Source organism: Serratia sp. PL17 (genome assembly GCF_017832355.1).
GTDB lineage: Bacteria > Pseudomonadota > Gammaproteobacteria > Enterobacterales > Enterobacteriaceae > Serratia.
In genome coordinates this window covers 643,505-666,392 of sequence record NZ_JAFIBY010000001.1, presented here as the reverse complement: position 1 = coordinate 666,392, position 22,888 = coordinate 643,505, and the positions used below count along the sequence as shown (strand labels likewise).

The following is a 22,888-nucleotide window of genomic DNA, read 5'->3' as shown; positions in this document are numbered from 1 at the left end:
GTGCAAAGCACTTAGATTAGCCAAATTGATAACTGGGCAGAAGGATTGCGAATTTACGTACGACTAAAATTGATTAAGGGATGATTATATGAAGTTAAGAAAAAAACGACATAAACCGATGCATATTAATGACATCACCATTATTGACGACAGCAAACTCAAGAAGGCCATTACCGCGGCTGCATTAGGCAACGCAATGGAGTGGTTCGACTTTGGCGTCTATGGCTTTGTGGCCTACGCGCTTGGGCAAGTCTTTTTCCCTGGCGCCACTCCCGGCGTACAGATGATCGCCGCACTGGCCACCTTCTCTGTCCCCTTCCTGGTTCGTCCGCTCGGTGGCATCTTCTTTGGCGCCATGGGCGATAAGTTCGGGCGTCAAAAAGTCCTTTCCATCACCATTATTATTATGGCGGTGAGTACTTTCTGTATCGGTCTGATCCCCTCGTATGCGTCGATCGGCATCTGGGCCCCGATCTTACTGCTGCTGGCCAAGCTGGCGCAGGGCTTTTCAGTGGGCGGCGAATACTCTGGTGCAGCCATCTTCGTTGCCGAATACTCACCGGACAGAAAGCGCGGCTTTATGGGAAGCTGGCTTGATTTCGGCTCCATTGCCGGCTTTGTCATGGGTGCAGGCGTTGTAGTGCTGATTTCCAGCATCGTGGGTGAAACTAATTTCCTCGATTGGGGTTGGCGCATTCCGTTCTTTATCGCTGCGCCTTTGGGCTTAATTGGCCTCTACCTGCGTCATGCGTTGGAAGAAACCCCCGCGTTCCAGCAGCATGTGGATAAGATGGAGAAGGAAGATCGCAACGCCATCGAAAATCCACCGAAGACCTCATTCAAGGAGATTGCCGCCAAGCACTGGAAAAGCTTGCTGGTCTGTGTCGGTATCGTAATTTCAACCAACGTGACTTATTACATGTTGTTGACCTACATGCCGAGCTACCTGTCGCATAATCTGCATTATTCGGAAGACCACGGCGTCCTGATCATCATCGCCGTCATGATCGGTATGCTGTTTGTACAGCCGGTCATCGGCCTGACCAGCGATCGCATCGGCCGTAAGCCGTTTATCATCGGCGGCAGCATCGGCCTGTTGGCGCTGGCGATACCGTGCTTTATTCTGATCAACAGCAGTGTAATTGGCTTGATCTTCGTCGGCCTATTAGTGTTGGCCGTGTTGCTCAACTGCTTCACTGGCGTGATGGCTTCTATCTTGCCTGCGATGTTCCCGACGCATATTCGCTACAGCGCCCTGGCGATCTCGTTCAACATCTCGGTACTGGTTGCCGGTGCAACGCCAACGGCTGCCGCATGGTTAGTCGAATCAACCGGTAACCTCTATATGCCGGCCTACTACCTGATGGTCGTTGCGGTGATCGGTCTGATCACCGGGTTGTACATGAAGGAAACAGCCAATAAACCGCTTCGCGGCGCCACACCGGCTGCATCGGACCGGTCGGAAGCCAAAGAGCTGCTGCAAGAGAACTACGACAACATCGAACAGAAAGTCGATGACATCAATGAGCAGATCGCCGAACTGGAAAAGAAAAGACAAACGTTGATCGACCAGCACCCTAAACTGGACTAAACAACGTTCTTTGGATAAGCCACCTTCGGGTGGCTTTTTTTGGTATGCCAAATCCAGGCAAGCCTAGACTGAGGTTTTATCCCCGAAGCGATTAATGCTAGGCTTGAAAACTTGTTAACCCATTGAAGACGATAGCCAATGAATAAAATGGATCTGCCGGTTGTCATTGGTGTGGCTGTCATGATTGCAGTATGGGTAGGTGCGATATTTAACATCGGCGATATTACCCTCAACCTTGCACGCATTTTCCACTGGCTCGAAAGCCTCCGCTAATACGCTTCATCGCCCGCTCTGCCAAGTAAAAAACCGCCTGGCGGCGGTTTTGGTGTTATGGCACGCCACTTTTTTCACTCTCTACAAAAGCGGCGATGGCCTCCCTGACGGGTATGCATAATTACGGTGTCGAGGTTTGTTCACCCGCCACGGTACTTTGCACCGACGCAGCCGCATGGTTTTCTTCACGGTATTTTTGCTTATCCCAGGCACGGAAGAACGGGTAGTAAATCGCCATTGAAATAAGAAGATTCACGACTTGGATCACCGTTCCCGATATATGGCCGCCGGTCGCTAAATAACCGCTAATGAAAATTGGCGTGGTGAAGGGCAACGCGATACCGACTGGGGGCGTTACCAGCCCGGTTGCCATCGCACTGTAAGTCACGATCACCAAGACTACCGGCGTCAAAATAAAGGGCAGGAAGAAATACGGGTTCATCACCAACGGAATACCGAATACCATGGGTTCGCTGATGTTGAACAGGCAACCTGGCGCAGCAATTTTTCCCAACTGTTTCATCTGCGCACTACGGCTGCGCACCAGCATAAAGATCACCAATCCCAATAAGGCTCCTGTCCCACCGGGGGCAATCCACAGATCGTAAAATTGCTGAGTAATGATGTGTGGGATCGGTTGATTGTTCTGAAATGCGACCAGATTTTCCGACATATTTGCCAGCCACACCGGCTGAATAAAGACCAATACAATGGCGTCGCCATGCAGCCCCAATGTCCATAGCAGACCAATCAGGATTACCGAGAAAATCATCCCCGGCAGTGTTCCGCCCACGTGGTGCATTGGAATCCCGATCAGCGTAGCGATCATGGTGTTGATATCGCCAAACGGCGTGGCTTCAACGATAAGGCGCAACAGCAATATCACCGCCAATACGCAAAAACCTGGGATCAGTGCCAAGAAGGATTTGGCCACCGCGGGCGGAACCCCTTCCGGCATGTTGATCACCAGGTTACGGTTATGCACAAAACGGTAGATTTCCGTCGATAGCAACGCGACGACAATCGCGACAAACAACCCCTGACTGCCGATAAAATTCATCGGCAACACGCCTTTGACGATCTGCTCGGCCGCGCCTTTCACTGGCGCAAACAACGTGTGCTGGGGAATGGTCATGATGAACGCCACCAGCGAAACAGCACCGGTACTGAGCGGGTCCATGCCGCGGTATTTTTCCGCCAGCCGGTAGGCGATGCCAAAGCTGGAGATAATCGCCATGATGTCGTAGGTTGCCTTAACCGGGTACAGCAATTTGTCGCGCCAGGCCGCGCCGAATATCTCCCCCATCAGATTGGCATAACTGGGGATCGGCAAATAGGCGAAGATCAGAAAGAATGACCCAATCAACATAAAGGGCATATTGAGAATTATGCCGTCCCGCACCGACAAAATGTGTTTTTGCCCCGCGATTTTTAACGCCGTAGGCAATACGTAACGTTCAAGAATGCTATTTAAACCCGCCATCATCCCCCCTGCCCGGCAAAGCCGGCTCTGTCGTGATTGTTATTATGGAATTTCGACTTAATTAAACTGCGGTAAATAGGCTTGATTCAGGCTCAGCACCTCATCCAACAACGGTTGTGCAATGCCGACACCACCAATCAACGGATTCACGACCAACGCCAACAGCGCACTTTGACGATCGCCATGCACGGCGGCCTCAATTGTCAGCCGTTCAAAATCTTTTACCTGTTGAGTCAGCCCGTTCATTGCCAGCGGCATCGGGCCAAAACTCAGTGGGTGTGCGCCCTGTGCATCGATCACACAGTTGGTTTCAATCACCGCATCGTCCGGCAAACCCTGAATAGCGCCGTTATTGCGGGTGTTCACCACCAGCACCTTACCGCTGTTGTTATGAATGGCGCGGATCAACTCGACCGCCACTTCAGAATAGAACGCACCACCACGGAATCTCAGTTGTTCGGGTTTCTTATCCAATGCGGGGTCGGCATACAAAGCAAATAACTCCGCTTCAACTTTCATCACTTGCTCAGCCCGGGTCCCTTGCGCAGCAGCTGCGGCTATCTCTTCCTCCAGCATTCCAGCCGTTTGATAAAAATAGCGGTGATATGGGCAGGGAATCGCCCCCAGAGCCTGTAAAAACGCAGGCGGCCACGGCAGCTCTTTGATGTTATTCATCGACAGCGTTTCGCCATTGCTTAGCATGTTCAATACGTCGGCGGTGACATCCTTGCCGCTTTGCGTCACCTGGTGCACCCACACCATATGGTTCAACCCGGCGAAACGCAGATCCACCTGATCGTGCGGCGCTTTCAGCATGTCGGCAATCATGTGGTGCATCGTGATCGGCACATTACACACGCCGATGATCTTCGCCTTGCTGTAGCGTGATACCGCTTCGGTGACGATCCCGGCAGGATTGGTGAAGTTGATGATCCAGGCATCCGGTGCAACGGCTTCCACCGTGCGGGCCACCTCCAACATCACCGGAATGGTCCGTAGCGCTTTGGCAAAACCACCGACGCCCGTTGTCTCCTGTCCAAGACGTTGATATTTCAGCCCCAGGCGTTCGTCAGCTGCGCGGGCAGCCAATTGCCCCACCCGCAGTTGAGTTAACACAAAGCGGGCACCACGAATGGCCGGCTCCAGCGAAAAATGCACCGAAACGACCACCTGTTCCAACCCGTTACGTTTGAACATTCTTTTGGTCAGTTCAGCAATGATGCCCACTTTCTCCCGACCGGATTCAACATCCACCAGCGCCAGTTCGGTCAATGGCACATCCTGATAATGCGCGATCAACCCTTCGACCAACTCTGGCGTATAGCTACTGCCACCACCAATTACGGTTATTTTAGTCATTGCCTGCCCCTTGAGGTAAACGACGATAAAGCTCGATCATGTCAGTGGCCAGATCCTGGATCAGCATCGCGTTCATCAAATGGTCCTGCGCATGCACCAGAATTAAACTGACCGGTATTTTTCCACAGCCTTCGTCCATGCCTATCAGTTCCGTCTGCATGCTATGCGCCCGGCCGATGCCGGACTTCGCCTCTTCCAGCTTGACATCCGCGGCGTCAAACTCACCGTGGCGTGCCAGTTGCAATGCCGACAGCAGAGAACTGCGTGCACTCCCGGCATGAACCAGCAGTTCCATAACACTCGTTTCCAAATCCATCATTACCTCCCCTGGCCTGATTCCAGGCACAGCAAGCCCCGACGGATTAATAAAATAATCCGCTGTAAAATAATCAAAAATAGGGTTTGAGGGGCAATGCCCCACAGGGTGTTATCAGCCCAGCAGGCCCAGTGCCTTGTCCAGCACCTTATCCCCACGCAGGGTGCCGTAATCCAACATATCAATAACCGCAACGGTTTTGCCTAATGGGGCAGCCAGTTCCGAAAGGCGCGCGTGTTCATATTTCACCTGTGGCCCTAACAGTACAATGTCCGCCCTTTCAACGATGCGTTCAAAATCCGCTACGGGTACGGCTTCAATTTCAATATCCAAAGCACGCTTTTGTGCCTCGGTTTTCATTTTTTGTACCAGCATGCTGGTAGACATTCCTGCAGCGCAGCATAAGACGATTGTTTGCATTTTTGGGTGCCTCGATTGTGACTAGCCACCTTGGCTGTGCAAATATAAAACAGTGCTGTAACACGCTTGTAAATACCTTAGATCCATACGATTTGATTATGATTTTCACTTAATCTTTAAAAAACAAATTGTTAACTAAAAATTATCATGAAAATTTTTTTCAACACTGTGATCGACGATAGACTTTTATTCGCAGACAAAATCCATAAATCCTATTTAACCTTTAAAAACAGCAAGATAAATTATTGGCAACTAAACGATGAGAGAAGCATCTCGTTTTTACACAGGATGAATTGAAAATTATTTTCATTAATTTATTCTTCTGGTTATGGCTTTATGCCGCGCGAAAAACAGGCTAGTTTGGAACACAGATCGCCGATTGGCATAACAGAAGGGACACTGCAGTCATGGATCTCGTTTACCACATTCAGTTTCGCCAAAGCCCGTTCAATCGCCAGGAGGCGAAAATTGCCCGAACCATCCTGGATAATCCCGGATTCACGTCAACGGCAACCATTGAGCAGCTGGCCGAACGTGCCGGTGTCAGTACCGAGATCGTCGCGCATTTTGCTCAGTCCCTTGGCTGCCAGGATCTTAACGACTTTGTCTCTTTGATGCGCACCCAACCCGTACCAGCAAGCGCCGCTACCGCGGTGGCTCAACCTGTATTGGGCAGCATGGATATCGCTTTCGCATCAGCCGCCGGCATCGGTAAGCTACCGGGCGTCAGTTCCACAACGCTCAGTCGTTTTGCCAAATCCATTGGTTGCGAAGATATTGGTGACATTGTCTATCAGATCCGCGCACGCCAAAATCAATTCAGCCAGCAGGAAGCAAAGGTCGCGCAAACCATTTTGGACGATGTCGCCTTCGCGTCTTCCGCCACCATCGAGCTACTTGCCACCCAGGCAGGGGTCAGTCCGGCAACGATCACGCGCTTTGCCAAAACCATTGGTTGCGATGATATTCGCGATTTGCGAATGAAATTGGCGCAGGCCAGCGTAAGCGGCTCACGCTATTTAACCGCACAAACGGCGCCTAATGGGCCACCACGCCTGTGGTTGCAACGCGTTAATGACATAGAAACCACGCTCCATCAACAGCTGCAGCAGGTAGAGCATGCGGCGTTGATCGAAGCCAGCCAACACTTAAGCCAGTCCAAAAGCGTGCATATTTTTGGTGTAAATAGCATGGCACTCTACGTCAATGAATTGCAGCAACGCTTGGTCGGACTCGGCTATCCTGCCTTTGCCTGCCAGGACGCCGCGCTGATGCGTATGACGGCCTCCACGCTCAGTACGCAACAATGCGTTGTACTGCTGTCAATGAGTGGGGAAAACGCTGATCTGCTTAACGCCGCGAAGTTGGCCGGCGCTACTGGCGCTTACCGTATCGCCTTGGCCCCGGTTGGCAGCACGCTGGCTGGATTCGCCGACAAAGTATTGCCACTCAGTGGCGGTAGCGCTGCACGTTATGGACTAATGTTAACGCTCGATCTGCTGCTGGCGCAGCTACTGCCTGAGAGCCTGAGTTCGCAGACGGAAGATTAAATCTGCCTCCCTTTACCATTCGGTTCCTCCTTCAGCACAGCCCGCACTATGCCCATAACCTGAGGATTTTCCTAATTAACCATCTGGATTGCCGTTGCCTATTGATGGGAATATTCTTACTACGTTATCGTAAACCTTCCACATAGATATCAACCTAAGTGGAATTTGCAGGACTTTATTTTTTATATGGCTTCTCTGCCAGCTTCGGCTGGCATTTTAAATTTCACCAGCGGTAAAATTCTATGATCGATTATTCCCTTTACGGTCTCTGCGATAAAGATATCGAGACGTACCGTGAGCACATATATCATCTGGTCGGTAAAAGTGTCATTCATGTGCTTTCCGCTAACACACCCATCACCAAGCAAAGTATTCTCGCCTATCTGATCAAAGAGATCGAGAAACAACCCGATGACTACAGCCAAAAGCTGCACAGAGCAGCAATCGAAGTTATCGGGGTAACAGGCCGCTAAGGAGAAGCATGCGCAAGTCGGATCTATGCACCATCATCTCTATTCTCGTCGTCGTAGTCATGATGTTAGTGGCGAACTGTAGCGCGGGTGATATTTCACTACTGGGTGCCGGGAGTTAAGATCTGACGCTTTGAAAGGCAATATCCGGTTTACATAACCGGATAGGGTCTTCATAACGGAGTGTGGCAGGCGTTATGTCACGTTAACCGCATCCTGGCAGCGCTGTGAGTTGGGCAGATGTACGCGTTGACCAAACCATGCAGGCCAGAAGCGGGTAAACCCTTTTAGATACGGCATCTTAAACCCTGATAACTAACGGCATTCACCCGTAATCGAGTTTCTGCCCTGTGGGCAAATGTCAGAATGCTGGGGAATCACGCCCAAGATTGACCCCAAAGGCCCTGAGCAGCCGGATAGCATTAAAATAGCCAACAAAAATAATCCCCCTCTCATCCCATCCTCCTTCTCATTTGCGCTATTTGGTTATAGATCACTTATCGCCGGCCGTCTTTAAAAAATGGCCTACTTTCATGTAAAAATCTGCGTATCAGTGCAATTAACATGATGACTCTTTTGCAGATTGCACAAGCTTATCGATCGGCATTGTAAGCCGGCGATAGAAATGCTGATGAAATGGCCGATAGCCACCACGGTGGTTTATGCATCAAACCCTATCTGGCGCTTTGTCAGCGGGGAATCATACAGGAGAAAATGAAGAGATATGATGAAGAGGAATTTCAGATACAAAAAAACCGCCTTCCGGCGGTCACGACATTACTACTTATTGCTTGTTATTCTTGAATTTATTTTCCTGGTACCCGGGGCGGGACTTGAACCCGCACAGCCATAAGCCGAGGGATTTTAAATCCCTTGTGTCTACCGATTTCACCACCCGGGCTCGGGAAAATTGGAGGCGCGTTCCGGAGTCGAACCGGACTAGACGGATTTGCAATCCGCTACATAACCGCTTTGTTAACGCGCCTAAATTCTATTTGCCTTGTTCAGGCTAAAGCTCGTGAAACACCAGCTTTATCAAATTTGGAGCGGGAAACGAGACTCGAACTCGCGACCCCGACCTTGGCAAGGTCGTGCTCTACCAACTGAGCTATTCCCGCATCAATCAGAACTTACTGATTTTTTTGCTATCTTTCGGCAAATCACTGCTGCCGTCTGATGCGATGCATTCTACTTACCTGACGTAATGAGTCAATAAAATTGTTGTCTCATTACGTTTGTTTGACGATTTTTGCACCGCTTTGATCAGGGTTCCAGCAAATCTTTCCTGGCAGCGTTCAAATATTGGAACATTGACCAGAAAGTCAGCACCGCTGCGATGTACAACAAACCAAAAGAGACATACTCAACGGAGCGATCTGGACGCCACAACAATCCAACCAGCGACATCATTTGCGCCATGGTTTTTACTTTACCAATCCAGGATACGGCCACGCTGCTACGTTTACCAATCTCCGCCATCCACTCACGCAGTGACGAGATAATAATTTCACGGGCAATCATGGTCGCCGCAGGCAGAGTGATCCACCAGGTGTGGTAATGTTCCGCCACCAGCACCAGTGCCACAGCCACCATCACCTTATCTGCCACCGGGTCAAGGAACGCCCCGAAACGGGTAGTTTGCTTCCAGCGACGGGCGAGGAAACCATCAAACCAGTCGGTTATGGCAGCAAACACAAAGATAACGGCGCATAGCATCGGAGCCCAAGTGAATGGCAGATAAAATGCCAGTACAAAGAATGGGATCAGAACTACGCGGAACAGAGTAAGCCAAGTCGGTATATTCAATTGCATAATGCTAGGGTAACTATCTGGCTGGAGTGGAAATTAAGAGTATGTTGCTACATTGCCCTCAGTGTTTCAATGCATTGTAGATCTTTTCTGCCAATGCTTGTGAAATACCCGGCACTTTTGCAATTTCCTCCACGCTGGCGTTCAATAATGGTTGAAGTCCGCCCATATACTTCAACAACACCTGTCGCCTTTTTGGCCCAACACCGTCGATCAGTTCCAACGCGCTGGTATTTCTTACTTTTGCCCTTTTCTGGCGATGTCCGGTGATTGCGTGGTTATGCGAATCATCGCGGATATGCTGGATCACATGCAGCGCCGGCGAATCCGACGGCAGAGCAATGCCCTCGCCTTCCGGTACAAAGAACAACGTCTCTAACCCGGCTTTACGATCGGCGCCTTTAGCAATGCCAATCAGTAAAGGTTTGTTCTTATCCCAGGTCACATTCAGCGAGTTAAACACATCAATCGCCATGCCCAGTTGCCCTTTACCACCATCAATAAAGATAACGTCAGGGATTTTTTTCTCTTCCAGCGCCTTACCGTAACGGCGTTTCAGCACTTGCGCCATCGCGGCATAGTCATCCCCCGGCGTAATACCGGTGATATTATAGCGCCGATATTCAGAACGCAGCGGCCCATTACCATCAAATACCACGCAGGACGCGACCGTTTGTTCTCCCATGGTATGGCTGATGTCGAAGCATTCCATGCGGTTAATCTCGGTCAGGTTCAACACTTTAGCCAATTCTGCAAGCCGCTGGTGAATCGTCGACTGCTGGGAAAGTTTGGTCGTCAGCGCGGTCGCCGCGTTTGTACGCGCCAGTTTAAGGTAACGCGCACGATCCCCTCGCGGTTTACTCTGGATCTGAATCTTACGACCCGCCAGTTCAGAGAGCGACTCAGCCAGCAGGTCTTTTTCCGGCAAGGTGAAATCCAACAGAATCTCCGCCGGCAAGGTGCGCATCTGGCTACCCTGTAAATAGAACTGGCCGACAAATGTTTGTACGACTTCGCTCATTTCGGTGCCGCCCGGTACTTTCGGGAAATAACTGCGGCTGCCCAACACTTTGCCCTGGCGAATAAACAGCACGTGCAGGCAAGCCATACCTGCCTCGAACGCCACGCCGATCACGTCCAGATCGTCACTATTGCCAGAAACAAACTGACGTTCAGTTACCCGCCGAACCGCCTGGATCTGATCGCGTATGCGCGCGGCGTCTTCAAAGTTCAATGCTTTACTGGCGTTTTCCATCCGTTCAATCAACTGATGCAATACCTGCTGATCTTTACCCGACAGGAACAGACGCACATAGTCCACCTGCTGTTGGTATTCATCCTCGCTGACTAGCCCGGCGACACAAGGCCCCAGGCATCGACCGATCTGGTACTGCAGACAAGGCCGTGAGCGGTTGCGGTACACGCTGTTCTCACATTGGCGTATCGGGAACAGTTTCTGCAACAGCGCCAGCGTCTCGCGTACGGCATAGGAATTGGGGAATGGGCCAAAGTATTCGCCCTTGGCGTGTTTGGCACCACGATGCACAGCCAGCCGCGGGTGGCTGTCCGCACTGAGGAAGATCAGCGGATAAGATTTATCGTCTCGCAAAAGAACATTATATCGCGGCTGGTATAACTTTATGTAGTTATGTTCCAGCAACAGCGCTTCTGTTTCGGTATGCGTAACAGTTACGTCTATTTGCGCGATATTTTTAACCAACGTCTCCGTTTTGCGGCTACCAACCTGCTGGCGAAAGTAACTGGAGAGGCGTTTTTTCAGGTCTTTGGCTTTGCCGACATAGATAACCGTGCCACTAGCGTCATACATACGGTAGACGCCAGGTTGGCTGGTTACGGTGCTTAGAAATGCTTTGGCATCAAAACGGTCACTCACTGCTTAACAACGTCTCCGCATTGAACAATCCGTGTCGGATAGCCAGGTGTGTCAATTCGACATCGCCGCTGATATTCAGCTTACTGAACATGCGGTAACGGTAACTGTTCACTGTTTTAGGGCTGAGGCTCAGTTGCTCTGAGATTTCATTCACCTTTTTGCCTTTGGTGATCATCAGCATAATTTGCAGTTCGCGCTCAGACAGGCAGCTGAACGGCGTCTCAGTCTGCGGTTCCAGCTGGCTCAGAGCCATCTGCTGGGCGATGTCGGACGCGATATATCGCTGCCCGGCCTGCACGGCACGAATAGCATTGACGACATCCTGTGGGGCCGCCCCCTTGCTCAGGTAACCCGCAGCGCCCGCCTGCATTACTTTGGCAGGCAATGGATTTTCCGTATGAATAGTCAGCATGATGACTTTAACGTCGGGCGCATAACGTACAATTTTACGCGTGGCTTCCAACCCGCCAATACCCGGCATATTCATATCCATAAGAACGATATCTACAGCATTGCCACGGCACCATTTAACGGCATCCTCACCGCACTGGGCCTCACCGACAACTTTTATACCTTTGATATCTTCCAGAATGCGTCGTATCCCTGCGCGCACCAGTTCGTGGTCATCAACAAGAAGAACGCTAATCAAGGAAAAATCTCCAAAAAGAAGGGAGTAACGCAATCAGCCTCTGTTATAGCCTGAGATATTACTTGTTTTTCAGACAAGAATGAACACAGATTAATACTTACTCCCGATTAACTTTGCGCAGTGGGCCTGACTTTTGAATTTTAGTCCCTAACGCAGCCCGATAAAAGCCAGCCTGCCGATGAAAATAGGCGATGTAAATATTACGGTGCATACCTTTGCCCCATGATACAGAACCCAAGGTTAACTACAGGTAAAATCAGTGTAAGCAATCGCAACATTGATAATATTAACACGAATACAATACCATTGTAATTCATTGAAAATGAACAAAATAGCAACCATTCATTTATCTGCCCCTTGGGTAACCACGATGGAAGACATTATTTCCTTATCTTACGGGCAACACACGGCAGGTAGAAAGCATTGATATTTTAAATAACTTGTGCACGTTAACTGCGAGTTAGCGATCAAATACTTATTAAGTTTGGAAAAATAACTAACCTATTATTCTCCAACAAACCTGATGTCTGGCAGCAAGCTGCCGATGCATTAATCACTAATGAGTACGTGCCCTAATATGGCGACAGTGACACCTTAGCCCGATCCCGCAGCCTCCTCCCCGTGCTGGCACAGCCCCATCAGTGCAGATGCATTTCTGCATGCTATGCTATACTCCGCGCCCAGTTAAAGACGCATCTGCACGCCAGAGTGAATGAAGCCGGTGTGGGTGCGCATCAAAAATGCATATTGTTTCAGGCTTCGGCCTCAAAAATCAGGAGAGAAAATGAGCAACGTTGATTTCACTACGTCTGCAAACCCGGAAACGCTGGCAACAGAAGTCGCCTGTCTTAAAGCCACGCTGACGCTGATCCTGAAGTCGATCGGCCAGGCTGATGCCGGGAAAGTCATTATCAACATGGAACGCTTTATCGCACAAATCGAAGATCCGACCCAGGCCGAAATCTTTAAAAACAGCATTCAGCAGATTAAGCACGCCTACCGTCAATAATCTGTCTCCTTCAGGCCTGCCGTCAGGGCGGGCCCGCTCCCTCTGCGGTTTCCGACGAATTGATTCCCTTGGTTATTTCAGGCAATGTGTTTTTTATTTACGCCAGAGAGACATATGGGCATCGTGGTTAAAGCGCTGATCGGCGCGTTGGTGGTGGTATTCATTGCGCTGCTTGCCAAAAGTCGCAGTTACTATATTGCCGGTCTTGTGCCATTGTTCCCCACTTTTGCACTGATTGCTCATTACATTGTCGGCAGCGAACGTTCGATAGAAGCCCTGAGAACCACGCTGATTTTCGGCATGTGGGCCGTGTTACCCTATCTGGTCTACCTGATCTCACTGTATTGCTTTATCAACAGCATGAAGCTGTCTTGGGCACTGCTGGCTGCCGTATTGTGTTGGATCGCCGCAGCGTGGCTATTGGTTAGCCTATGGGGGTGGTGGCAGGGGCGCTGACGGCCCCCGCCAGATTCATGGCTTGCTGGCCTGCAGGACAAATCCGCGTTGCATATCGCCGGCGATTCGGAAATAACGGCTCTCACCGGCACGTAACGTCATCGGTAAGCGGCCGTTGGTATCGCGCCAAATGCACAGGCTATTTTCGATCATATCCTGCCCAATGCTAATTTCATTATTACCTACGGGTATCCGAAACTCGGCCTTCTCTTTGGCCGCCAGTGATGCAGCAAACTCTCCGTTGATATACACCCCGGTACGGCAACTCCCTGCCAGCATTCCGCTGTCACGAACAACGACTACCGTTGCAAATGGCGTTTGCGGCACGTTCTGATAAAGCAACAAACGGCTAGGTGGTGGTAACTCCGCCTGTTGTAATGGAACACTTTGGGTGGCGCAGCCAGACAACAACATGGCCGTAACGAGTAAAGCGGCGTAATGCTTCATCCTGAGCTCCTGAAAAAAAACGATCCTCATAGTAGCAAGAGAATAACCGCCGGCCGTAGCACTGAAGCGCTGTTGGTAGAAAAATAAGATAACTTCCAATGCGCTGGGGAGGATAGAAAAGAGGGTCATCTCCGCTTACCCACATTTTTCTATGTATAACAACCGGAAACATAAGAATATTCTGGTGTTATTATATTGAAATAGATAGGATTTTTATGGATAATCTAAAGCTTAACCATGCGTTTCTTAATGTCATCTTGAAAAACGCCACTCACATAGTTAAAGCCTTCATCTGTCACGTAAACTCGCGAATACCCATTTTCCGATAATTCAGTCACCATATAACCGGAACTGATCATCTCCGGAGAGGGTGCATTCATCAGGGTGATAAAGCCCCGTCCTCGACACCACTGATAAAAACGCGTACGGCCATAGCCCAATGAATCACCCACATCTGAAAGATTTCTCAACCCATCATAATTATCTGATAATGAAGGTAAACCAGCACTGTCTTTAGGCACTTCAGGTTTATTCGCCAAAATAAAACTCCCTTTAATGTCTTCATTATCATGACAATCATCTATCGATCCTGAATCTAGAAAATTTACACATGGATTGCAATCGCATTACCTGAAAATTCAATAATAGTTTTAACTGTGAAAACCCATAAAAAGCAATATAAATACCCTGCAACCAATTTTGCATACTTTAAATATCCTTTCTTAACCAAGAATAAAGAAAAACCCTTGGGTAAATATCTTAAAAATGCAGGAATATAAAACCCGAAAAAAAACTTAGCGCGTGTATTATCACAATTAATTATTATTTCAATCATCAGTGAATTTCTCAGCCTCCATCCAGGCCGGCAGACTACATCAACCTCATCTAAACAATAACTATTATCATTTCCTTTTTTGGCACCAATTTATTACACTCCTCCCTTCCTCTGCTAGGAAAATTCCTAGGGAGTGCGTATAGGACGAAAGGAAGAGTCAGGGACACCATGAAGACGTATAGATTTTTGATTATATTACCATTAATGGCATTGAATGCCTGTACACAGTGGGAAAGAGCGGGTGCAGGCGCTGCCACTCGCGATGCTGAATATGCCGAATGTAAAGGGCGCGGCTTCGAGCGTTTTCCACCCGACGTGGTGAGAGATTTTGAATTTAGCTACGAAAACACCTATCAGACTTGCGAGAAAGATAAGAAGAACTGCCCGGCAGGTTATCGCTACGAAAAACAACCCTCGTTTAAAACGGTGCAAAATGATCGTAATGAGGGGGCCCGTTCGGCAACCATCGAAGCCTGCATGTACGGCAAAGGCTGGCATGAGAAAACGTATTATTGGCCACAGTATTAGGAATGCCAATGACAGGGTTGGCATGGCGCCTTCACCGATAGCGCGTGCCGCCGGAGATTATTCATCATCACCGTGCGGCATGCCGGACCTAGGTTTACGCTTGTCCCCTTCCGGCTTTTTATCTTTTGCCGCTGATAATGCCCGGCCAATCAGCCACAACAACAGCGGCATTAGCAGCAGGCACAGCCCCAGTGTAATCAGTGCATTTGTCATCCGTTCTCCGCCCGATTTTTCCGCTCACTCTGTCTGAGTGTAGCAGGCTTATCCGTCGGTTTTTATCCTTCCCAAGCGCGCCAATGTTGCCCCCCTTACCGGTGTTAATGGAATGCGCGGCGTTGAAAACTGCCAGCCGAACACGTGGCGTGCCGCTGTCGCACAGATCTTGCCCTGGCAGGCCCCCATGCCACAGCGGCTCCTCAACTTGGCCGACGTCCAGTCAGGCAAGCCACTAACCTCCCCCAGCGACACATCTTCACAACGGCACAACAATGTTTCGGGTGTCGCCAGCGCTTTCAATGCTGGATTAAGCACAAAGGCTCGCGCCACCGCATCAGAAAATTGCTGCCACTTGGCACGTTGTGCCGTTAATGCCTGCATATTCTCCAGATTGCCGGTTGCGGCATATCCAGCAATGGCGCCTTCAGCCAGCGCCAGTTCACTGCCGCCAATACCGGTACATTCACCGGCTGCATAAATATTCGCTTGGCTGGTCTGCTGGTCATCGCCCACCGCAATAACGTCATTGTCGATACGGCATCCCAATAGCATCGCCAGCTCGATATTCGCCACCAGCCCAAAACCACAGGCCAAACGTTCGCAGTCCAGTGTCACCACGCGCCCGCCTTTTTTAATCCTAACCGCTTTTAGCCGCTGTTCACCTAACGCCTCCAGCACATGGCAGCCTGGACGATAATGGCTATTGGCGAGAGCAAAAGACTGGCGTAACTTCACAGGCCAACGCCATAACCCGCCGGCAAAAGCCGCTATTTGCGAGACGGGCGCTTGCTCCGCCAGCATTATCACTTCCCCCCCTGCGCTGGCAACACTGTTGGCAACGGCCAGCAGCAATGGGCCGCTACCCGCAATAACCACCCGCTCTCCTTTAATAGGTAGCCCTTGCTTAATTTGCGCCTGCAGGCCGCCCGCGCCGGTCACGCCCGGCAACGTCCAACCGGGAAACGGGAGCAACAGTTCCCGAGCGCCGCAGCACAAAATCAGTTTTTGATACTCCACGATGCCACTGTCCGCCGCATCTTCGTAGAGAATGCTTTGCGGCCCACACTGGGCTACGATTTTGACACCATTAAGCAATGTTATATTACTCTGTGCCTCAACGGCCCGACGGTATTGCTGCGCTAGCGTAGGCAGCGCTACATTCGGGCCATCGCGCCAGATTTGCCCACCCAGACGGAGGTTGTCGTCAAGCACCAGCACTGACCGGCCACTCTCTGCCGCAGCGCAAGCCGCCGCTAACCCGGCAGGACCAGCACCAACAATCAGTACATCACACGTGAGCTCACTCATTCTCTGTCCTTTCAATATGCATTCCAGGTTGACACAGTGTCTGACACGCCAGCCTCCGAAGCCCATTCACCGTGACACGACACTCTTGGCAGATACCCATGCCACAAAACGGCGCACGTAATTGGCCGCTGACAGAAAAACGGCACCCATCCTGTCCACTCAGGCTGAGCGCAGCTGCCACGGTAATGCCCTCCGGCACGCAGAGAGTTTCACCGTTAAGGGTTAACGTAAGTAGAGTCTGTTTCTTGTTCATACCGACAACACCTCTTTCCGAAACATGCGCGATGCCAGATAAGGCGTGTCATCAATGGCCGGTCGATGATTATGGATCTGCGCCGCGATCAGTGCTGCGCTACCCAACGCTGTGGTGACACCCAGCCCTTCGTGACCTAACGCTAACCATAACCAGCGATGTTGAGGATGCGGGCCCAGCAGCGGCAAGCCGTCGGCAGTCGCGGCGCGTTGACCGGTCCAGCAGCGGATAATGTTCATCTGAGCCAGTTCAGGCAGGAAGGTGTTGGCACGTGCCAACATGGCGGCCAGCAATGCCATATCGATAGTGCTGTCAGGGACATCAAACTGGCGTGACGAGCCGATCAACAACTGGCCTGTTGGGCGAGCCTGAACGTTAAATGCTACCGAAGTGCCATCACTGGCATGGGCACTGGCGCCATAACCCAGTTCAACCAATTGATGACGCACCCGTCTGGGGTAACGATCGGTGATCGCAAGATGCCCTTTCTTCGCACGTAATAAGGGGTGTTCCAACAGCCTATCGGCCTGCAGGCCACTGGCCAGTACGACAACCGGCGCCGTTAGCCGTTCACCGCCGGCCAACACAACGGCCTGCGCTTCCAGCGCGATCGCCTCACCCGTGATCACCCTGACCGCAGACCCGGCGTCAGCGACTAACCACCGGGCAACGTTAGGGGCATACACGATGCCGTCACCCGGCACGCGTAATCCCCCCGCCAACCCGGCACGCAGCATAGGTTCCAGCTCCACAACCTGAGTGGAGCTCAATGTTTCACTGGCGACCTCATATTCCGCCATACGTTGCCGCTTGCCTGCGGCAATGGCCATTTCATCGTCCCGCTCTGCCAGCCACAACGTACCACAACCGCGCCAGGCGCAGCTTTCCGGCATCCGGTCCACCACGCTGCGCCACAGTTGCAGCGAGTAGGCGCTTAAGGCCAGTTCCGCCGGGTTATCATCCATACAAACCAGATGCCCCATGCCTGCTGCCGTCGCACCCGCACGCTGATTGTCTACCAGCAGGACTTGAACCCCCTGCCTTGCCAGCTGCCAGGCGCAGGCAGCACCAATGATGCCAGCTCCCACCACAATCGCCTCGGCACGCCTGCAGGCAACCATTAACGGATCCCCCAAATAAAGGGATCACGCTCATCTAACAACAGTTGGCTGTCAGCACACACATAGGCTTGCCCACGAATAAACGGCGTCACGCGATCGCCGTTATGCTGGTAATAGCCGCTGAATTGGCTACCAATCACACTTGCCTGACGCCAAATTTCTCCTGGCTGTAATTTTCCGTCAGCGGCCAGACAGGCCAGCTTTGCACTGGTGCCAGTACCGCAGGGGGAACGGTCATAAGCCTTGCCCGGGCACAGTACAAAGTTGCGGCTGTCAGCCTGCATATCGGCGGCAAAGAGTTCGATGTGATCAATAACGCCACCCTCTTCCCCATAAATCCCCGCCAGCTCCAAAGCCTGACGCACAGCCCAACAAAAGGCCGTTAGGGCCTCCAGGTTTTGCGTATTGATAGCCAGATGATGCTCGCCGATCAGAAAAAACCAGTTCCCGCCCCAGGCAATATCGCCAACCACCGTTCCGTACCCCGCCACCTCAACCTCAACCTGTCGGCGATATCGGTAAGCGGGCACGTTTTCCACTGTTACACTGCCATCCGCGTGCAACGTGGCATTCACCGTACCCACCGGGGTTTCTATCAGGTGCTCCCCTACGCCAATCCGCCCCAGATAGGCCAGCGAGGCCACCAGTCCGATAGTGCCGTGACCGCACATCCCCAGATAACCGGCGTTATTAAAGAAAATCACCCCTGCCGTTGCCTGTGGTGAACAGGGTTCACACAGTAAAGCCCCCACCAGCACGTCATTGCCGCGAGGCTCCAGAATAATAGCGCTGCGCCAGTCGTCATACTGTTGGGCAAACAGTGCCTTGCGCTCCGCCATACTGCCGGTGCCCAATGTGGGGAATCCATCGACGATCAGCCGTGTTGGCTCACCGCCAGTATGGGAATCGATCGCGCGCAGCCGGGTGAATTGCGAAGTAAGAGCCATCGGAGTCTCCTGGGTTAATGAAATGTTACCGATAGCGTTAGCCTGACCGAATATGCTGATGACGGCTTGATGCATTTCGGCGCGGGGAATGCAGAAATCAGCACAATTTCCGGCTTGGCGGATTACCGGATGCCCGCTCAGTGGCATGCAAAAGTATGCGGTGTTCCGCATAATTGGCAGCTACGCTTGAAAAGTTATAAGAAAGTTAATATTGATTAAGCGCTTCAAAAATGGCCTGCCCGGCCGCCTCAGATTTGAGTCACTCGACGGGAAAAGGTATTGCTATGCGATTAGCCCAAGACCATCCGGTTATCACTGCTCCCCGACCCCTTGTTGACGAACAGGAAGGGGACGTCTTTGCCATTGAACAACTGTCTCGCTGGTGCGATGGCCTGGCACAACAGCGCCCGAATACCCTGCATGACCTGCTGAATTCACTGGCATTGATCGTGCCGCTGCTCAACGCCATTCCCAACGTCGTGTTCTTTATCAAAGACGTGCAGGCACGTTATCTGTTGGCCAACCTGACACTGGCTAAACGTTGTGGATTTAAAACCGTCACGCCGCTTCTGGGTAAAACCTCGGCGGACGTATTCCCAGCGCAGCTCGGTTCGGGGTATACCGAGCAAGATCGGCGTGTACTGCACCATGGCGTTATGATCCAGGATCAGTTGGAAATGCACCTGTACAGTGGCCGTGAAACCGGCTGGTGCCTGACGCAAAAGCTGGCGCTGTATGATACTCAGGGCAAAATCATCGGCATGGCGGGCATATCGCATGACCTGCAAGAGGCCAAAGCGAATCACCCCGCCTATCAACGTTTAGCCGCCATAGACGTCTATATTCGTCAGCATTACGCCCGCCCAATTGCTCTCGAAGAACTGACGACGCTCACTGCGCTTTCCGTGGCGCAGATCGAACGTTACTGCAAACGCATTTTTCATCTCACGCCACGCCAGATGATCCACAAAGTACGCCTGGAAAAAGCCACCGAACTGCTGGCCAGCGATCTGCCCATTACCGACATAGCCTTGCAGTGCGGCTACACTGATCACAGCGCATTCAGCCGCCAGTTCAAGGCGATGACCGGCTCCACACCTCGCGATTTCCGCATCACGCTCGCACCATAACGCATTGACTCATATCAATAACCTCTTCCTTTTAGGCGTGGTAAACGTCAGGGTTTTGGCTATCTGATGTTCTGTCCAATTGTGCCAATTTCGTCATGGCATTCGGCGAAAACCGTCAAGCCCCTGCGAACAATACAGGTCAATCTGTGATTGGATTTTACCAATAATTCACCATTGATTAACAAACTTGGACGACAGGACAAACACTATGAGCCATAAAGCCATTAGCTGGAGCGGCGTATTCCCGGCGGTCAGCACTCAGTTTCGCAGCGACTTTTCTTTGGATCTCGACGCCACCCATACGGTGATCAAAAACCTGGTCAAGGACGGCGTTTCGGGTCTGGTGGTCTGCGGCACCGTGGGTGAAAATACCTCGCTGACAATGCAGGAAAAACTGTCAGTCATTGAAGTCGCACGTGATGCTGCACAGGGCAAAGTGCCCGTCATTGCCGGCATCGCCGAATTCACTACCGCCTTCGCGAAGAATATGGCGCGTGAAGCTCAGAAGGTCGGTGTCGACGGCATTATGGTCATGCCGGCATTGGTTTACTCTGCCAAACCCCATGAAACCGCCACACACTTTCGCAGCGTTGCCACCGCCACCGATCTGCCGATCATGGTCTACAACAATCCTCTCATTTATAAAAACGACGTGACGCCCGACATCCTGACGACCCTGGTCGACTGCGAAAATATCGTGTGCTTCAAAGACTCTTCCGGTGATACCCGTCGCTTTATCGATTTGCGTAATGAGGTCGGTGACCGCTTTGTGCTGTTCGCAGGCTTGGACGACGTCGTACTGGAAAGCATCGCCGTCGGCGCCGAAGGGTGGATCTCAGGAATGTCTAACGCCTTCCCACGCGAAGGCGAAACGCTATTCCGCCTGGCGAAGCAAAAACGCTTTGAGGAAGCGCTGGCGCTCTACAGCTGGTTTATGCCGTTGCTGCACCTGGATGCGCGACCGGATTTGGTGCAGTGCATCAAGCTGTGTGAAGAGTTAGTCGGCCGCGGCAGCGCTATCACCCGTCCGCCACGTTTAGCGCTGCAAGGCGAGACGCTTGCCGACGTCACTGCGGTGGTCAAAAAAGCGCTGGCAAACCGCCCAGCATTGCCGAATGTCGGTCTTTAATCGCCGCTCTCACTCGCCCGGTTCACTGCCGGGCCTAGCCACTTGCTAAACAGGGGGAACCCATGCCCAACGCCTATACCCTCAGCGGCAGACAGTTTATCGGCGGCCAACGCTACGCCAGCGGTGAGGCCGACCTTATCAGCCTGCGTGCCGATAACGGTCTGCCGACCGGTCATGTTTTTTTCTCAGCCAGCGCCACAGAAGCCGCTGCGGCTGCCGACGCAGCCGCACAAGCCTTCACGGCTTATTCACAATTCAGCGCCGAACGCCGCGCCGATTTTCTTGAGGCGATTGCCGACCAATTGGATGCACTGAGTGAGGATTTCTTTACCTTCGCCATGCAGGAAACCGCGCTGCCATTAGCTCGCCTCAGTGGCGAACGGGCCAGAACCAGCGGCCAGATGCGGCTATTTGCCACCTTGCTACGCCGTGGGGATATGCATGGCGTGCGCATAGACAGCGCGTTGCCGCAGCGGACACCGTTGCCACGCCCCGATCTCCGGCAGTATCGAACCGCCATCGGTCCGGTGGCCGTATTTGGTGCCAGCAATTTCCCTCTGGCGTTCTCCACTGCCGGTGGTGATACCGCCGCTGCACTCGCGGCGGGTTGCCCGGTGGTGTTCAAAGCGCACAGCAGCCATATGATCACTGCCGAATTGACCGCGCAGGCAATTGAACGGGCAAGAGAACAGCAAAACATCCCGGCCGGCGTCTTCAACATGATTTACGGCGACCGCATCGGTGCCGATCTGGTCCAGCACCCAGCCATCCAGGCGGTGGGCTTTACCGGCTCGTTACGGGGTGGCAGGGCCCTGTTCGATCTCGCCATGCGCCGCCCGCACCCTATCCCGGTATTTGCCGAGATGTCGAGCATCAACCCGCTGATCGTGATGCCGCTGGCGTTGGCCCGCCGTGGTGAGCAAATTGCGCACGAACTGGTTGCCTCCTTCACCTTGGGGTGTGGGCAGTTCTGCACCAAACCGGGGTTGATCATCGCCCCACGTGGAGAAGCATTTGATCAATTTATTCAGGAACTCGCCTCGAAGGTAAACGTTGCCGCGCCGCAGGCCATGCTGAACGCCGGCACGCTGACACATTTCCACAGCGGGTTGGCTGCACTCGAAAAACAACCAGGCATTCGCCACCTTGCCGGCAACCGCGAGGAACGACCTTATCTGGCGGCTCCACAGCTGTACCAGGCTGATATCGACTTGCTGCTGAGCGGCAACCCGCTGTTGCAGGAGGAAGTGTTTGGCCCTGTGGCCATTGTGGTAACGGTGGAAAATAACCAACAACTGACTGCCGCGCTCGATAGCCTGCAAGGGCAATTAACCGCCACCTTGCTGGCCGACGAGGGCGATTTACATGATGCCGCACCGCTGGCGCAACAGTTGACGCGCAAAGCGGGACGTGTGCTGTTCAACGGCTATCCGACTGGAGTAGAAGTGTGTGATGCCATGGTGCACGGCGGCCCTTATCCTGCCACCAGCGATGCACGCGGCACCTCTGTGGGCACGCTGGCTATTGAACGCTTCCTGCGCCCGGTTTGCTTACAGAATTATCCTGCGGCACTGCTGCCACCGCCGTTACAAGACAGTAATCCGCTTGGCCTGCTGCGGCTGGTTAACGGTATTTACACCCGTGACCCAGTCCACTCATCCGCCAACCATTAGCCAGACCACATCTGCATGCCAT

At 52.1% G+C, this 22,888-nt stretch carries 25 protein-coding genes and 3 tRNA genes; 10 read left to right on the top strand and 18 right to left on the bottom strand.

The annotated features are described in order from the left end of the window. Positions 1–88: 88 nt before the first annotated feature. Together proP and JOE25_RS26645 are read left to right on the top strand one after the other, a co-directional pair. Entirely contained in the window at positions 89–1,591 is a 1,503-nt protein-coding gene (gene proP / locus JOE25_RS03180; protein WP_209632692.1) for a glycine betaine/L-proline transporter ProP, read from the top strand. Between the two features lie 138 nt (positions 1,592–1,729). Continuing rightward, positions 1,730–1,864, top strand: coding sequence for a hypothetical protein (locus JOE25_RS26645; RefSeq protein WP_265555009.1), 135 nt, complete (start codon positions 1,730–1,732; stop codon positions 1,862–1,864). A gap of 121 nt (positions 1,865–1,985) precedes the next feature. On the opposite strand, the gene celB is transcribed toward JOE25_RS26645, so the two are convergent. From celB to JOE25_RS03160, 4 genes are all read right to left on the bottom strand, one after another. Beyond that, a complete protein-coding gene (gene celB, locus JOE25_RS03175) occupies positions 1,986–3,347 on the bottom strand; it encodes a PTS cellobiose transporter subunit IIC (RefSeq protein WP_209632691.1) in 1,362 nt (453 codons plus the stop codon). Positions 3,348–3,404: 57 nt separating this feature from the next. After that, a complete protein-coding gene (locus tag JOE25_RS03170) occupies positions 3,405–4,706 on the bottom strand; it encodes a 6-phospho-beta-glucosidase (protein WP_209632690.1) in 1,302 nt (433 codons plus the stop codon). After that, the gene (locus JOE25_RS03165) at positions 4,699–5,025 is read right to left on the bottom strand and encodes a PTS lactose/cellobiose transporter subunit IIA (protein WP_209632689.1); all 327 of its coding nucleotides are present in this window, start codon (positions 5,023–5,025) and stop codon (positions 4,699–4,701) included. Before JOE25_RS03165 ends, JOE25_RS03170 begins: the two co-directional genes overlap by 8 nt. Before the next feature lie 111 nt (positions 5,026–5,136). Continuing rightward, entirely contained in the window at positions 5,137–5,442 is a 306-nt protein-coding gene (locus tag JOE25_RS03160) for a PTS sugar transporter subunit IIB (RefSeq protein WP_209632688.1), read from the bottom strand. 407 nt (positions 5,443–5,849) lie between these two features. Between JOE25_RS03160 and JOE25_RS03155 the strand changes: the two genes are divergently transcribed. Further along, a complete protein-coding gene (locus tag JOE25_RS03155; RefSeq protein WP_209632687.1) occupies positions 5,850–6,992 on the top strand; it encodes a MurR/RpiR family transcriptional regulator in 1,143 nt (380 codons plus the stop codon). 242 nt (positions 6,993–7,234) lie between these two features. Then, positions 7,235–7,465, top strand: coding sequence for a hypothetical protein (locus JOE25_RS03150; protein WP_209632686.1), 231 nt, complete (start codon positions 7,235–7,237; stop codon positions 7,463–7,465). Between the two features lie 812 nt (positions 7,466–8,277). On the opposite strand, the gene JOE25_RS03145 is transcribed toward JOE25_RS03150, so the two are convergent. The 6 genes from JOE25_RS03145 to uvrY form a co-directional block, all read right to left on the bottom strand. Next, a tRNA-Leu gene (locus tag JOE25_RS03145) sits at positions 8,278–8,363 on the bottom strand. A 10-nt stretch (positions 8,364–8,373) separates the two neighbouring features. Beyond that, positions 8,374–8,447 (bottom strand) — tRNA-Cys (locus JOE25_RS03140). Between the two features lie 57 nt (positions 8,448–8,504). Beyond that, positions 8,505–8,580, bottom strand: a tRNA-Gly gene (locus tag JOE25_RS03135). A gap of 145 nt (positions 8,581–8,725) precedes the next feature. After that, entirely contained in the window at positions 8,726–9,274 is a 549-nt protein-coding gene (gene pgsA / locus JOE25_RS03130; RefSeq protein WP_209632685.1) for a CDP-diacylglycerol--glycerol-3-phosphate 3-phosphatidyltransferase, read from the bottom strand. Between the two features lie 58 nt (positions 9,275–9,332). Beyond that, entirely contained in the window at positions 9,333–11,165 is a 1,833-nt protein-coding gene (gene uvrC, locus JOE25_RS03125; RefSeq protein WP_209632684.1) for an excinuclease ABC subunit UvrC, read from the bottom strand. Next, positions 11,158–11,814 (bottom strand): UvrY/SirA/GacA family response regulator transcription factor, encoded by a 657-nt coding sequence (uvrY, locus tag JOE25_RS03120; protein ID WP_012006273.1) that lies wholly within the window; start codon positions 11,812–11,814, stop codon positions 11,158–11,160. The genes uvrC and uvrY overlap by 8 nt, the downstream gene beginning before the upstream one ends. A gap of 784 nt (positions 11,815–12,598) precedes the next feature. Here uvrY and JOE25_RS03115 point away from each other — a divergent pair. Together JOE25_RS03115 and JOE25_RS03110 are read left to right on the top strand one after the other, a co-directional pair. Continuing rightward, positions 12,599–12,823, top strand: a complete 225-nt coding sequence (locus JOE25_RS03115) for a DUF2594 family protein (RefSeq protein ID WP_020826235.1) — start codon at positions 12,599–12,601, stop codon at positions 12,821–12,823. A gap of 114 nt (positions 12,824–12,937) precedes the next feature. After that, positions 12,938–13,279 (top strand): GlpM family protein, encoded by a 342-nt coding sequence (locus tag JOE25_RS03110; protein ID WP_209632683.1) that lies wholly within the window; start codon positions 12,938–12,940, stop codon positions 13,277–13,279. Between the two features lie 15 nt (positions 13,280–13,294). On the opposite strand, the gene JOE25_RS03105 is transcribed toward JOE25_RS03110, so the two are convergent. The 3 genes from JOE25_RS03105 to JOE25_RS03095 all read right to left on the bottom strand — a co-directional run bounded on the left by JOE25_RS03105 (position 13,295) and on the right by JOE25_RS03095 (position 14,561). Further along, positions 13,295–13,726 (bottom strand): hypothetical protein, encoded by a 432-nt coding sequence (locus tag JOE25_RS03105; protein WP_209632682.1) that lies wholly within the window; start codon positions 13,724–13,726, stop codon positions 13,295–13,297. A 224-nt stretch (positions 13,727–13,950) separates the two neighbouring features. Next, on the bottom strand, positions 13,951–14,265 hold the full coding sequence (locus tag JOE25_RS03100; RefSeq protein WP_209634229.1) for a hypothetical protein: 315 nt from the start codon (positions 14,263–14,265) through the stop codon (positions 13,951–13,953). Positions 14,266–14,330: 65 nt separating this feature from the next. Further along, complete coding sequence (locus JOE25_RS03095) at positions 14,331–14,561, bottom strand: hypothetical protein (protein ID WP_209632681.1); 231 nt, start codon at positions 14,559–14,561, stop codon at positions 14,331–14,333. A gap of 168 nt (positions 14,562–14,729) precedes the next feature. Between JOE25_RS03095 and JOE25_RS03090 the strand changes: the two genes are divergently transcribed. Continuing rightward, positions 14,730–15,089: a hypothetical protein gene (locus JOE25_RS03090; RefSeq protein WP_209632680.1), complete on the top strand. Its 360-nt coding sequence runs from the start codon at positions 14,730–14,732 to the stop codon at positions 15,087–15,089. Between the two features lie 57 nt (positions 15,090–15,146). On the opposite strand, the gene JOE25_RS03085 is transcribed toward JOE25_RS03090, so the two are convergent. From JOE25_RS03085 to JOE25_RS03065, 5 genes are read right to left on the bottom strand one after another with little or no spacing between them, the layout of a single operon-like run. Continuing rightward, positions 15,147–15,302 carry a hypothetical protein gene (locus JOE25_RS03085; protein WP_209632679.1) on the bottom strand — a complete coding sequence of 52 codons (156 nt, stop codon included), beginning with the start codon at positions 15,300–15,302 and terminating at the stop codon, positions 15,147–15,149. 48 nt (positions 15,303–15,350) lie between these two features. Then, positions 15,351–16,613: an FAD/NAD(P)-binding oxidoreductase gene (locus tag JOE25_RS03080; RefSeq protein WP_209632678.1), complete on the bottom strand. Its 1,263-nt coding sequence runs from the start codon at positions 16,611–16,613 to the stop codon at positions 15,351–15,353. Continuing rightward, the gene (locus tag JOE25_RS03075) at positions 16,606–16,866 is read right to left on the bottom strand and encodes a (2Fe-2S)-binding protein (protein WP_209632677.1); all 261 of its coding nucleotides are present in this window, start codon (positions 16,864–16,866) and stop codon (positions 16,606–16,608) included. Before JOE25_RS03075 ends, JOE25_RS03080 begins: the two co-directional genes overlap by 8 nt. Further along, positions 16,863–17,987 (bottom strand): FAD-dependent oxidoreductase, encoded by a 1,125-nt coding sequence (locus JOE25_RS03070; RefSeq protein WP_209632676.1) that lies wholly within the window; start codon positions 17,985–17,987, stop codon positions 16,863–16,865. The genes JOE25_RS03075 and JOE25_RS03070 overlap by 4 nt, the downstream gene beginning before the upstream one ends. Further along, positions 17,987–18,934, bottom strand: a complete 948-nt coding sequence (locus tag JOE25_RS03065) for a 4-hydroxyproline epimerase (protein WP_209632675.1) — start codon at positions 18,932–18,934, stop codon at positions 17,987–17,989. The genes JOE25_RS03070 and JOE25_RS03065 overlap by 1 nt, the downstream gene beginning before the upstream one ends. 284 nt (positions 18,935–19,218) lie before the next feature. Between JOE25_RS03065 and JOE25_RS03060 the strand changes: the two genes are divergently transcribed. The 3 genes from JOE25_RS03060 to JOE25_RS03050 all read left to right on the top strand — a co-directional run bounded on the left by JOE25_RS03060 (position 19,219) and on the right by JOE25_RS03050 (position 22,866). Then, entirely contained in the window at positions 19,219–20,064 is an 846-nt protein-coding gene (locus tag JOE25_RS03060; RefSeq protein ID WP_209632674.1) for an AraC family transcriptional regulator, read from the top strand. Between the two features lie 208 nt (positions 20,065–20,272). Beyond that, complete coding sequence (locus tag JOE25_RS03055; protein WP_209632673.1) at positions 20,273–21,193, top strand: dihydrodipicolinate synthase family protein; 921 nt, start codon at positions 20,273–20,275, stop codon at positions 21,191–21,193. A 62-nt stretch (positions 21,194–21,255) separates the two neighbouring features. Next, entirely contained in the window at positions 21,256–22,866 is a 1,611-nt protein-coding gene (locus JOE25_RS03050) for an aldehyde dehydrogenase (NADP(+)) (protein ID WP_209632672.1), read from the top strand. Positions 22,867–22,888 lie beyond the last annotated feature (22 nt).

Coding starts and splice junctions, on each gene's coding strand:
- proP (WP_209632692.1), top strand. CDS start 89: ATGAAGTTAAGAAAAAAACGACATAAACCGATGCATATTAATGACATC.
- JOE25_RS26645 (WP_265555009.1), top strand. CDS start 1,730: ATGAATAAAATGGATCTGCCGGTTGTCATTGGTGTGGCTGTCATGATT.
- celB (WP_209632691.1), bottom strand. CDS start 3,347: ATGGCGGGTTTAAATAGCATTCTTGAACGTTACGTATTGCCTACGGCG.
- JOE25_RS03170 (WP_209632690.1), bottom strand. CDS start 4,706: ATGACTAAAATAACCGTAATTGGTGGTGGCAGTAGCTATACGCCAGAG.
- JOE25_RS03165 (WP_209632689.1), bottom strand. CDS start 5,025: ATGATGGATTTGGAAACGAGTGTTATGGAACTGCTGGTTCATGCCGGG.
- JOE25_RS03160 (WP_209632688.1), bottom strand. CDS start 5,442: ATGCAAACAATCGTCTTATGCTGCGCTGCAGGAATGTCTACCAGCATG.
- JOE25_RS03155 (WP_209632687.1), top strand. CDS start 5,850: ATGGATCTCGTTTACCACATTCAGTTTCGCCAAAGCCCGTTCAATCGC.
- JOE25_RS03150 (WP_209632686.1), top strand. CDS start 7,235: ATGATCGATTATTCCCTTTACGGTCTCTGCGATAAAGATATCGAGACG.
- pgsA (WP_209632685.1), bottom strand. CDS start 9,274: ATGCAATTGAATATACCGACTTGGCTTACTCTGTTCCGCGTAGTTCTG.
- JOE25_RS03115 (WP_020826235.1), top strand. CDS start 12,599: ATGAGCAACGTTGATTTCACTACGTCTGCAAACCCGGAAACGCTGGCA.
- JOE25_RS03110 (WP_209632683.1), top strand. CDS start 12,938: ATGGGCATCGTGGTTAAAGCGCTGATCGGCGCGTTGGTGGTGGTATTC.
- JOE25_RS03105 (WP_209632682.1), bottom strand. CDS start 13,726: ATGAAGCATTACGCCGCTTTACTCGTTACGGCCATGTTGTTGTCTGGC.
- JOE25_RS03095 (WP_209632681.1), bottom strand. CDS start 14,561: ATGATTGAAATAATAATTAATTGTGATAATACACGCGCTAAGTTTTTT.
- JOE25_RS03090 (WP_209632680.1), top strand. CDS start 14,730: ATGAAGACGTATAGATTTTTGATTATATTACCATTAATGGCATTGAAT.
- JOE25_RS03085 (WP_209632679.1), bottom strand. CDS start 15,302: ATGACAAATGCACTGATTACACTGGGGCTGTGCCTGCTGCTAATGCCG.
- JOE25_RS03080 (WP_209632678.1), bottom strand. CDS start 16,613: ATGAGTGAGCTCACGTGTGATGTACTGATTGTTGGTGCTGGTCCTGCC.
- JOE25_RS03075 (WP_209632677.1), bottom strand. CDS start 16,866: ATGAACAAGAAACAGACTCTACTTACGTTAACCCTTAACGGTGAAACT.
- JOE25_RS03070 (WP_209632676.1), bottom strand. CDS start 17,987: ATGGTTGCCTGCAGGCGTGCCGAGGCGATTGTGGTGGGAGCTGGCATC.
- JOE25_RS03065 (WP_209632675.1), bottom strand. CDS start 18,934: ATGGCTCTTACTTCGCAATTCACCCGGCTGCGCGCGATCGATTCCCAT.
- JOE25_RS03060 (WP_209632674.1), top strand. CDS start 19,219: ATGCGATTAGCCCAAGACCATCCGGTTATCACTGCTCCCCGACCCCTT.
- JOE25_RS03055 (WP_209632673.1), top strand. CDS start 20,273: ATGAGCCATAAAGCCATTAGCTGGAGCGGCGTATTCCCGGCGGTCAGC.
- JOE25_RS03050 (WP_209632672.1), top strand. CDS start 21,256: ATGCCCAACGCCTATACCCTCAGCGGCAGACAGTTTATCGGCGGCCAA.